Raw genomic sequence first — 11757 nt, forward strand, 5'->3', positions numbered from 1 at the left:
AGAAACCTATACTATATCTCAAAAAGCATTAATGTACACTTGTTTTATTTATCGTTTTATTAAAATGAAGAAAAAATAAAAAAGAATAAAACACAAAAAGCGCTCTATAAAAGAGCGCTTTTTAATATGATTACTAAAAACTACAACTTATAAAGCTGCTATTTGCTTAGTTAATTTACTTTTAAGGTTAGAAGCCTTGTTAGCGTGTATAATGTTACGTTTAGCTAACCTATCTAACATACTAATAACTGTAGGCAACATAGTTTCGGCAGATTTTTTATCTTCCTCAGCACGTAATTTTCTCAATGCATTACGCATTGTTTTGTGCTGGTACTTGTTACGTACACGTGCTGCTTCGTTTCTTCTAATTCTTTTTAATGCTGACTTGTGATTTGCCATTTTATTTTTGTTATTATGTTTTTAACGGGCTTTCACCCAAAAATTGTAGTCCGTAGGGGAATCGAACCCCTGTTACCAGGATGAAAACCTGGCGTCCTAACCCCTAGACGAACGGACCATTATTACTATCTGCATAGTGGCTTGCAAAATAAAGAAAACTTTATGTAACTACCAAAACTATACTTGCTTAAAAAACTTGTAGTCCGTAGGGGAATCGAACCCCTGTTACCAGGATGAAAACCTGGCGTCCTAACCCCTAGACGAACGGACCATTAACTTTTTGCGTATTGCGGATGCAAAAATACAACTATTTTTAATTATTGCAATACCTAAGTCAATTTTTTTTGAAAATTAATACGCTTTAGCAAACAACACCCTATATTTAGAGGGCTTACCCGTTACCATACAGCTTCCATTTTCTTCTTTTGCATCTATAGGAATACACCTAATAGTTGCTTTTGTATCGTTTTTAATCTTTTCCTCTGTCTCTTCTGTACCATCCCAATGAGCAGATATAAATCCGCCTTTGTTTTCTAAAACATCTTTAAACTCTTCATAAGAGTTTACTTCTGTCATATGAGACGCTCTGTGCTCTATTGCTTTGTTATAAATATTTTTCTGAATATCTTCTAATAAAAATTCAATTTTAGCAACAACATCATCTGCATTAACAATTTGCTTCTCTAGAGTATCTCTACGCGCAACTTCGTAAGTACCATTTTCTAGGTCTCTTTTTCCTATTGCAATACGTACAGGAACACCTTTTAGCTCGTACTCGTTAAACTTAAATCCTGGTTTATGTGTATCTCTATTATCATACTTAACAGAAATTCCTTTAGCTCTTAACTCCTTTACTAATGGATTTACTCTTTCAGAAATAGCATCTAATTGCTCATCTCCTTTATAGATAGGCACAATAACAACTTGTATTGGTGCTAATTTAGGAGGCAGTACTAAACCGTTATCATCACTATGTGTCATTACCAAAGCTCCCATTAAACGAGTAGACACACCCCAAGAAGTTGCCCATACGTGCTCTTGCTTACCTTCTTTAGTAGCAAACTTTACATCAAAAGCTTTTGCAAAATTTTGACCTAAAAAGTGAGATGTACCCGCCTGTAAAGCTTTACCATCTTGCATTAATGCCTCTATACAATAAGTTTCTACTGCACCTGCAAAACGTTCACTAGCTGTTTTAACACCTTTAATTACAGGCATAGCCATAAACGTTTCTGTAAATTCAGCATAAACATTCATCATTAGCTCCGCTTCAGTTATTGCCTCTTGCTCTGTTGCATGTGCTGTATGGCCTTCTTGCCATAAAAATTCTGCTGTACGTAAAAATAAACGTGTACGCATTTCCCAACGTACTACATTAGCCCATTGGTTAATTAATAATGGTAAATCTCTGTAAGATTGTATCCAACCTTTGTATGTATTCCAAATAATAGCCTCACTAGTAGGTCGCACAACTAGCTCTTCCTCTAATTTAGCATTAGGATCTACTCTTAATTTACCAGGTTTATCTGGATCGTTTTGAAGTCTATAGTGTGTAACTACTGCGCACTCTTTTGCAAAGCCTTCTGCATTTTTCTCTTCAGCTTCAAACAAGCTTTTAGGTACAAATAATGGAAAATAGGCATTCTCATGTCCTGTTTCCTTAAACATCCTATCTAACTCGGCTTGCATCTTCTCCCATATTGCATAACCGTATGGTTTAATAACCATACAACCACGCACTGCTGAATTTTCTGCAAGATCTGCTTTTACAACCAACTCATTATACCATTTGGAATAATCTTCGTCTCTTTTAGTTAACTTCTTGCTCATTATTAGTAGTTTGGCACAAATATTGTGTTTTTATCAATTAAAAAGTATTAGTTCGACAAAACTAACTATTTTTACATTGTACAACAATTAAATTTAATATGATGATACATTCCCAATCCATCCAGAAAATTAAAAAAGTTGCTTTTAGTCTACTAGTAGGCTCATTAATTGTTTCTTGTGGTTCTTACCAAGAGGCTTCTTATTACGATAATGACGGTATTTATTCTACTGGCACTAGACAACAAGTCACAGAAGCTGAAGCTGCACCTAACAACCAAGCTAACGAGTACCAAGATTACTTTAGCCAACAGGCAAATGAGTATGGTGCTATTTTAGATGGTGAGGTTTTTACAGATGTAGACGAATATTATAGTGATGCAGATGTACAAGATGACAATATAGCAAATAATTACAACGGAAATCCAGGATGGGGAGATAACCCAACACAAATAAGCATTAACATACACGACAACGGTTGGAATAATTACGGTGGTTTTTATGATCCATGGGGATATGGGTACGGAAACTTCGGGTATTACAATTCATGGAGAAGTCCTTGGGGATGGAACAACTGGGGATATAGAGGATACAACAACTTTGGTTGGGGTGGATTTGGTTACAGCTACGGATGGGGCAACCACTACTACAATAGAAGATTTTACAACCCTTACTACGGGGGTAGATATTATAATAACTACGGTAGAAACTCTTATACCTATAACAATAGCAGAAGAGGTCGTTATGACAACGTTATTTACGCAAACAACAGAAACACATATGCACGTTCTAGTAGATCTAACTTAAACACAAGTACATCTAGATCTAATGTAAGTTACAGATCTGGGAAGTCTGCAACATCATCAAGAAGCAACACAAGCTACAGAAATTCTGGAACATACAGTAACCGATCTAATGTTAGCGCAGATGGCATAGACCGTAATAGATCTTACAGAACTAGCCGAAGCACAAGAACACAACCTAGATATAGCTCATCTAGAAGTAACACATATAACAGAGGAACATCTACTTCTGCTAACAGAGGCTCAACATACAGTCGCAGCAACTCTAGCAGCACTAGACCAACATACAGAACATCTTCTAGCTCATCTAGATCTAATTCTACGTACTCTAAACCATCATCATCTAGAAGCACTGGAACTAGCACAAGAAGCTCTGGAACAACAACTACAAGAAGTAGTAGTTCTTCTTCTAGATCATCATCTGCAGGTAGATCTTCTTCATCTAGTAGTAGGTCATCTTCTAGCGGAAGGTCATCTTCTAGTAGTAGATCTTCAGGCGGTAGATCATCTGGCGGTAGAGGGTAAACTATAAAATTTAATAAAGAAATAACTAAAAACTCAAAGGATGAAAAATTACATCGTCTTAGCGTTTGGGCTGGTATGCTCTATGGCTACTGCTCAAAATATAAATGACGCATTACTATATAGTCAGCAAAACACACAGGGAACAGCGCGTTATCAAGGAATGAGTGGTGCTTTTGGAGCTTTAGGAGGAGATTTATCTGCCCTAAATATTAACCCTGCTGGTGCTGCAGTTTTTAACAATCACTTGTTCTCTGCAACCCTATCTAACTACAATAAAAAAAATAGTTCTAATTATTTTGGAACCAATAGAGAGTCTAAGGAAAATTACTTAGAAATTAATCAAGTTGGTGGAGTTATGGTTTTTAAAGCCAACAACTCTAACTGGAAAAAAATTGCTATTGCTGCCAATTACGATTTAGTTCAGAATTTTGATAATAATTTTACTATTTCTGGAAATAGCAATCAAGGTATAGACCAGTACTTTTTAAGCTATGCAGACGAAACTCCTTATGGACCTTTAAAAGTAAGAAGTGGCGAATACCTAGAAGAAGCTTATTTAGACATTGGTAACTCTTTAGGATTTAGAGATCAGCAAGCATTTTTAGGTATTGAAGGAGGCATTATAAGCCCCGTAAGTACTAATGACAATAATAATTCTTATGTTAAAAACGCAGATTACACTACAGTAGACCAAAATTATTTTGAAAACACAACTGGTTATAACAGTAAATTTATTTTAGATTTTGCAACACAATACCAAGACAATTTATACTTAGGAGCATCTTTAAATTTTCACAGTATAAATTACGACAAATACACTGAGTTTACAGAAACAGGCTATGCTTCTGGATCTCCTATTTCTAGAACTACTTTTGATAATTATTTACACACAGAGGGTAACGGTTTTTCTTTTGCTTTAGGAGCAATTGCTAAAGTAAACGAATTTGTAAGAATTGGAGCAAGTTACGAATCTCCTACTTGGTACAGGTTAACTGATGATACTGCACAACGTATTTCTTCAGACTTAGCTAACCCCGACATTAATTTTATCAACTTTAATATTGTAAATCTATATGAAGAATACAAAATTAAAACTCCAGCTAAAGCTACAGGTAGTTTAGCTGTAATTTTTGGAAAATCTGGATTATTGAGTTTAGATTACGGTTACCAAGATATGAGTAATGCAGAAATAAGACCAACAAATGATCCTGGCTTCGCAAGTGCTAATGAAGATATTTCTAATGAGTTAGGAGCTGTATCCACACTAAGATTTGGTGGTGAGTACAGAATTGATGACGTAAGCCTTAGAGCTGGTTACAGATACGAACAAAGTCCTTACCTAGACGAAGAAACTATTGGAGATTTAAATGGTTTTTCTTTAGGGTTTGGATATTCTTTTGGTCCTAACAGAATAGATTTAGCATATAACAGAGTAGAACAAGATGTTAACAAACAATTATTTAATACTGGTTTAAATACACCTGCATTTGTAAATAACGTAAACACTAATATTACTGTAGGCTATACAGTAAACTTCTAAGTCATATTTTTTCAACAATAAACAAAAAAGCTATCCTGTTGGATAGCTTTTTTTGTTTAATATATCTTTTTTTTGATTTTCTATTCACTCTTTTTACTTCATCTATCTCTTTAAAGTAAAATGATTCTGCAATGTCTTAGCTACAATAACACCACCCTCTGTTTCCGCATATTCCATACGAAACCAATAATCAGATTCTGGCATATCCTTACCATTAAAAGTACCGTTCCAGGTTACGCCGGCAGCCAACTGCTTCAATAACTTTCCATACCTATCATAAATATATACTCTTGCATCTACTAATTCTTCAATTCCAAGAACATTCCAACCATCATGAAAACCATCTCCATTAGGTGTAAAAAACTTTGGATATCCTATTACTAAAAAAGGAATCTCTTCTGTAATACCGCAACCATTTTTATCATTTACAATTAATGTATTTTGTCCTGGTGGCACATCATGAAAAAGTGTTTCATCTTGAAATTCTCCCCCGTTAATTGCATACTCATAATCGCTATTACCATTAACAAGAACTTCTATCTTATTTCTATCTACCAGATAATCTACAACTGTAATTTCTATATCTGATACAATTGGTGCTGCGTGAAAATATATTAAAATATCATCTACAACAGTAGTTGGAGTTCCTGATATTGTTGTAATTTCTACAAAGTATCTTCCTGTGTTTGGACTAGTAACCGTATATTCTGTACCTGTTGCTAAGTTTGCATTATCAATTACTCCATCATCTTCATAATCTACAGACCAAACTACACTAGCAACATCTGGACCAACTGGAGAACGAAAAGCACTTAAAACTACATCTGGATCACCTTCGCAACCAACAATATCTAACCCCAAAAACTCATCTCTAAAAGTACAATCTAAAGCATCTACATCACCTGTAAAAGTTAAAGTAAAAGGCTCTGGATCACCATCAAAATTTGTATTGTAATTATTTATAAGAATATAGTAAATTTCACCTGCCGCAATATCTAATAACTCGTCGTACGTATTTTTACTTCCTTTAACAAATTCAAAACCATCTTGCCCAGATTCAGGATTTGTACCTAAACCAGTAAAAGATGTATTATTAGCCTCATAGTTACATCGCAAAGGTTGCGCCGTACCATTACTTATACTTGCACAATCTGTATCTGGTCCATAAATAGCAAAATCCCACTCGGCCGTATCCGTAGTGGCCTCAATATCAAAACCAATACTACCATCTTCTAATGCCCTAAAAGCATACCAAGAGGTGTTATTTTCTATATTTGCAGAACTATTACTGCCCTTTTCTAAACAACCAGTTTGACGTATATCATCAGGGTCAAAATCGTCTATATCTCCACGGCCATCTGCTATACCAGAGATAGGAGCATCACCACAAACGGGTATTGCCGATCTACAATCTGGAGTAAACTGCGCGTTGCTAATTAGAGTAAAAAAAAGAAATCCTACTACTATTTTATATTGTAATCGCATAAATTTTATTACTGTATGGAATGTTACATAACCATATTATAAGCGTCAAGTAATAAAATTTATTGCATTACATCGAATATTTTTTTTTATAATCGACGAAATACCCTTTTGACTTCTAGTTAAAAATTTATCGTTTTAAGGTAAAGTGACTCCTTATATGTTTTGCATACACTTTATCTCCTGTAGTATTTATGTAGCTTAACTTAAACCAATAGTCTGACTCTGGAAGCAATTTACCTCCGTAAGCACCGTTCCAACCTTGATTACCGCTCAGTTGCTTTAATAACTTCCCATATCTATCAAAAATATGTACAACTGGTTCTTGTAAAGAAGACATTCCTTTTATTTGCCAAGTATCATTTATTCCGTCTCCATTTGGAGTAAAATAATTATCAAAACCAACCACAACAATATCTTCTGTCACAAAACCACAACCATTTTTATCTATAATAGAAACGGTATGCGCACCAGCAGAAACGTCTGCAAAAACATTACTATCCTGCACAGGCATACCATCAATTTGGTATTCAAAATTACCAATAATATCAGTCTCAACCGTTACCTTATTATTTGCATTAAAATCTTCTATAACAACATTAGATATTGTTGGCGTCTGCCAAACTACAACAGAAATTTCCACCGTATTTACACAAGTTAAACCTGCATTAGTAAACATAATATCTAAGACATATGTACCCGCAGAAAACACTTCTATAGCTGGAGTGGTTTCTCCACTACTCCAACTGTAACTATAATTTACATTTGGACTTGTTTCTCCTATTGTTTCAGACGTAGTTCCTTCACACAAAAACACTTCTGTTTCTGCAGTTGTTGTTGGCGTTTCAATTACAGTAAATTCAAATTCCTCAGAAACATCAAAGCATTTTGGATTTTTTGCTGATGTGGTTCTTACATATACAGTATGTACTCCAGAAGGAGGACTGTATTGCATTGGCAAACTAGCTGTATTATTAACTGCATCTATTGGGGTTGCGTGGTAGCTAATAATAAAATCGTCTGGAGATTGCGCACCCAAAGCTTCACTATTTTTAGATTCTAAGTTAAAAGGAAGAGTTTCTTCACATAAAGCAACATCGGTAACAACACTAGTTGTTGGCGCAGCTGAAAAAGCAACTTGTACATCACTAATTAAAACATCTGCTGTAATAGAAATAACCTCTGCTCTATACATAGCACCTGTGGTAACATCTATAGTTGCATTTGTTTCTCCTAAAATTTCTGTATATCCCAAGCCAATATCTCTATACCAAGTGTATGATGCTGTGTTTGGCGTAGTTGCATCTAACCGAACTATATCACCATCACAAGCAGCAATTGGCGGACCTAATAAATTACTTATTATAGAACAATCTAATGCCGTATTTGGATAATCTATAAATATTTGTCCAGAAAACTGAATTGAAAAACCTGAATTTAAATTACTAAAATTATTTATTAGCAAGTAATACTCTTCGCCTGCCTCTACATCTAACCAATCTTCATACTGTACATTTGTTGCTCCAGTTGGGTCTTCTCCTATTCCTGTAAACGAATTACTATCTCCGTTATCAAAAAAATTACAACGGACAGGATCACCTAAACTACTACAATCCGTAGCTCTATAAAGTGCAAAATCCCAATCTTCATTAACATCAAAACTAATATTAAATCCTAATTGCCCCGCTTCACCCGTTTTAAACCTATACCAAGCAGAATTAGATTCTATTGCTCCAGACAAGGTTTTTTCTAGACAACCAGTTTCATCTGCTCCTCCAAAATCATCTACTCCATAACCATCTGTACCACCATTAGTTGGCGTATTATTACAAATAGGTATAGCAGTGCTACAATCTGCAGATACTTGCGCACTAGCAGACAGCAACCCTAACGTATATAAAAAAAACGCTATTGCGTAAAACCTTTTCATAGATAGATAAAAGCTTGAGGTATGTAAAACTAAACCTTAACAAACTTTAGCACTAATTAATGTTGTCAAACACCTAAACAATGATATTAAATGCCATATTATGTATATCTTTGCTTTTCTAAAAAATTTAGGCTGATGAAAATAGGAAGCACTATAGAAGGGTTTGATGAAGATATGGATAATGACCATTTATCTGCAGCTGAAAACACCCCTTTAAGAGAAGACGCTTTTGATCTTAATGATGACCAAAAGATAGAAAAAATACAGGCCAGCGTTAGAGATATATTAACGACCCTTGGGATGGATTTAACAGACGACAGCTTAAATGACACTCCTAAGCGTGTTGCTAAAATGTTTGTAAAAGACATTTTTGGCGGTTTAAACCCAGAAAGAAAACCAAAATCTTCTTCGTTTGACAATAAGTACAAATACGGAGAAATGTTGGTAGAAAAGAACATTACACTTTACTCTACTTGCGAACACCATTTACTACCTATAGTTGGTATTGCACACGTTGCTTACATATCTAAAGGTACTGTTGTGGGTTTATCTAAAATGAACCGTATTGTAGATTACTACGCAAAAAGACCACAAGTACAAGAAAGACTTAACATACAAATTGTTAGAGAATTACAAGAGGTATTAGGAACAGAAGATGTTGCTTGCGTTATAGATGCAAAACACCTTTGCGTAAACTCTAGAGGTATTAGAGACATACAAAGTAGCACTGTTACCGCAGAATATGGTGGTAAATTTAAAGAGCACAATACTCGTAAAGAATTCTTAGACTACATAAAGCTAGACACCAACTTTTAATTACTTTCACCTATAATGCAACTTTACAAAAATCAAACAATAAAAGTTTACAATTCCCTTTCTGGAAAAAAAGAAGAGTTTAAACCCATAAACGACGGTCATATTGGTATGTACGTATGTGGACCTACAGTCTACAGCAATGTACACCTAGGTAACTGCCGTACGTTTATGTCTTTTGATATGATTTTTAGATACTTTAAGCATTTAGGGTACAAGGTACGCTATGTACGTAATATTACAGATGCCGGACATTTAGTTGATGATGCAGACGAAGGTGAAGATAAAATTGCAAAAAAGGCACGTTTAGAACAAATAGAACCTATGGAAGTAGTACAACGCTACACCGTAGATTTTCATAACACATTACAAAAATTCAATTTTTTACCTCCAAGTATTGAGCCAACAGCAACAGGACACATAATAGAGCAGATAGAGATTATTAAAGAGATAATTGAAAAAGGACTGGCATATGAAGTTAATGGTTCTGTTTATTTTGATGTAGTTGAGTTTAACAAAACAAACAATTACGGTATACTTAGTGGCAGGAAATTAGAAGATATGATTGCGAATACTCGTGAGCTATCTGCTCAGAGTGATAAGAAAAATCCGCAAGATTTTGCACTTTGGAAAAAAGCAGAACCAGAGCATATTATGCGCTGGCCTTCTCCTTGGGGAGATGGTTTTCCTGGCTGGCACTTAGAGTGTACTGCTATGAGTACTAAATACCTAGGAGAGACTTTTGATATTCACGGAGGCGGAATGGACTTAAAATTTCCACACCACGAATGCGAAATTGCACAGGCACAAGCCAGTAACGGAGCTGCTCCAGTAAACTATTGGTTACACGCAAACATGCTTACTCTAAACGGTAAAAAAATGTCTAAATCTACAGACAATAATATTTACCCTAACGAGATTTTTAGCGGAGATAATAAAATATTAAGCAAAGCATTTTCTGCTTCTGCTGTTCGCTTTTTTATGATGCAAGCACACTACACTAGTATTTTAGACCTTAGTAATGATGCATTGTTGGCATCAGAAAAAGGATACTTAAAACTAATGGAAGCAATTTCATCTTTAAAAACAATAGAGACTGGTAGCAAAACTGAATTTGGCGTAGCTGCTTGGCAACAAAAATGTTATGATGCAATGAATGACGATTTTAACTCGCCCATTCTAATTGCTCATTTATTTGAAGCCGTAAAGCATATTAACCTAATAAAAGACGACAAAGAAACTATTACCAAAGAAGACAAGGAATTATTAGAGAATACACTAAACACCTTTGTTTTTGACATTTTAGGACTTACCGGTGTTAATGAAGACGCTAATGGTAACTCAGAAAAACTAGAAGAAGTAGTAAACTTGCTAATACAATTACGTAATGATGCACGTAGCAATAAAGATTTTGCTTTATCAGACCAAATACGTGACCAATTATTAGCAATGGGTATACAATTAAAAGATGGTAAAGACGGTACTACGTTTAGCTTAAGTTAAGCGTAGTTTTAAATTTAGACTGGTATGCACTTGGTGATACCAGTTTTTCTCTTTTAAAAAGCCTATTAAAATAAGATCTGCTCTCAAATCCGCATTCAAAATACACTTCTTTTATTTTTTTATTAGGATTTTGCAGTAATTCAACAGCCAACTTTATACGCTCATTATTTATAAATTCTATAGGAGAAAGTCCTATTTCATTTTTAAACACCTTGTAAAAATGAGACTCACTCATACAAGCTTTTTTACTTAAACAAGCAATAGATAATGGTTCATCTAAATTATTTTTAATATACTCTACTATAAAAGATATTCTACTGGTTTTATACAGTTTATGATTTGGGTTTGTATGTATTTTTCTTGAGTTACATTGTAAAATGCGCATTATTAATTCTTGCAACATATTATCTACAAAAAAATCTTTAGAAGGATGATTCTCTGTAAACAAATACAACAAACGTTTTATTATACCATAAATTGATGGATCATTAATAAAATGAAAATTATAATCCATTACATCCCACTCCACTCCATCTGCCTTAGGCATTGTCTCATTCATTAAGGTGGTTATTTGTTTTATTTTATCATTAGAAATAGCCATTGCCAAACATCTAGTAGGACTATCACTTTTGGCCTCTGGAAAATCTATACACATAGGCTCATTAGCTGGTAGTATTAAAGATTCTCCAGGCAAAAAGTCAAAAGATTTTTCATTACTTAAGTGCATAATTTTTCTACCAACAATCATACTTGCTAAAACAGGGTCATTAAACTGCAGCAACACTTTTTCTGCTTCTACATATGTTTCAAAAACATGCATCTCTGCATTGTTTAGCGTATAGGAGGTTTGGTTTTCTACCAAGTTCTCTAGCTTTCTTCTCTTAAAAAAATCATTAGACAGGTTAAGCATAACTCACAACATATAATTAATACTT

Annotated in this window: 9 protein-coding genes and 2 tRNA genes; 4 read left to right on the top strand and 7 right to left on the bottom strand. The window is 34.5% G+C overall.

Features of this window, described 5'->3' with window-relative positions; genetic code table 11:
* Positions 1 to 147: 147 nt before the first annotated feature.
* The 4 genes from rpsT to proS form a co-directional block, all read right to left on the bottom strand.
* Positions 148 to 399 carry a 30S ribosomal protein S20 gene (gene rpsT, locus BT107_RS06700; RefSeq protein ID WP_072303029.1) on the bottom strand — a complete coding sequence of 84 codons (252 nt, stop codon included), beginning with the start codon at positions 397 to 399 and terminating at the stop codon, positions 148 to 150.
* A gap of 46 nt (positions 400 to 445) precedes the next feature.
* Positions 446 to 517: transfer RNA gene (locus tag BT107_RS06705), tRNA-Glu, on the bottom strand.
* 81 nt (positions 518 to 598) lie between these two features.
* Positions 599 to 670: transfer RNA gene (locus tag BT107_RS06710), tRNA-Glu, on the bottom strand.
* Between the two features lie 80 nt (positions 671 to 750).
* Positions 751 to 2229, bottom strand: a complete 1479-nt coding sequence (gene proS, locus BT107_RS06715; protein ID WP_072303030.1) for a proline--tRNA ligase — start codon at positions 2227 to 2229, stop codon at positions 751 to 753.
* Positions 2230 to 2327: 98 nt separating this feature from the next.
* Here proS and BT107_RS06720 point away from each other — a divergent pair, with 98 nt between their 5' ends.
* Together BT107_RS06720 and BT107_RS06725 are read left to right on the top strand one after the other, a co-directional pair.
* Positions 2328 to 3554, top strand: a complete 1227-nt coding sequence (locus BT107_RS06720) for a hypothetical protein (RefSeq protein WP_170854712.1) — start codon at positions 2328 to 2330, stop codon at positions 3552 to 3554.
* A 40-nt stretch (positions 3555 to 3594) separates the two neighbouring features.
* On the top strand, positions 3595 to 5094 hold the full coding sequence (locus tag BT107_RS06725; protein ID WP_072303032.1) for an OmpP1/FadL family transporter: 1500 nt from the start codon (positions 3595 to 3597) through the stop codon (positions 5092 to 5094).
* 102 nt (positions 5095 to 5196) lie between these two features.
* Here BT107_RS06725 and BT107_RS06730 read toward each other — a convergent pair whose 3' ends face one another.
* Positions 5197 to 6579, bottom strand: coding sequence for a T9SS type B sorting domain-containing protein (locus BT107_RS06730; protein WP_072303033.1), 1383 nt, complete (start codon positions 6577 to 6579; stop codon positions 5197 to 5199).
* Positions 6580 to 6706: 127 nt separating this feature from the next.
* A complete protein-coding gene (locus BT107_RS06735) occupies positions 6707 to 8506 on the bottom strand; it encodes a T9SS type B sorting domain-containing protein (protein WP_072303034.1) in 1800 nt (599 codons plus the stop codon).
* A 135-nt stretch (positions 8507 to 8641) separates the two neighbouring features.
* Here BT107_RS06735 and folE point away from each other — a divergent pair, with 135 nt between their 5' ends.
* Together folE and cysS are read left to right on the top strand one after the other, a co-directional pair.
* Positions 8642 to 9322: a GTP cyclohydrolase I FolE gene (gene folE, locus BT107_RS06740; protein WP_072303035.1), complete on the top strand. Its 681-nt coding sequence runs from the start codon at positions 8642 to 8644 to the stop codon at positions 9320 to 9322.
* A 15-nt stretch (positions 9323 to 9337) separates the two neighbouring features.
* Entirely contained in the window at positions 9338 to 10822 is a 1485-nt protein-coding gene (gene cysS, locus BT107_RS06745) for a cysteine--tRNA ligase (RefSeq protein WP_072303036.1), read from the top strand.
* Here cysS and BT107_RS06750 read toward each other — a convergent pair.
* On the bottom strand, positions 10809 to 11732 hold the full coding sequence (locus BT107_RS06750; protein WP_072303037.1) for an AraC family transcriptional regulator: 924 nt from the start codon (positions 11730 to 11732) through the stop codon (positions 10809 to 10811). The two genes, cysS and BT107_RS06750, sit on opposite strands and share 14 nt — an antisense overlap.
* Positions 11733 to 11757: the final 25 nt, after the last annotated feature.

The sequence above is a fragment of the Cellulophaga fucicola genome (genome assembly GCF_900119145.1).
Taxonomy (GTDB): Bacteria; Bacteroidota; Bacteroidia; order Flavobacteriales; family Flavobacteriaceae; genus Cellulophaga; species Cellulophaga fucicola.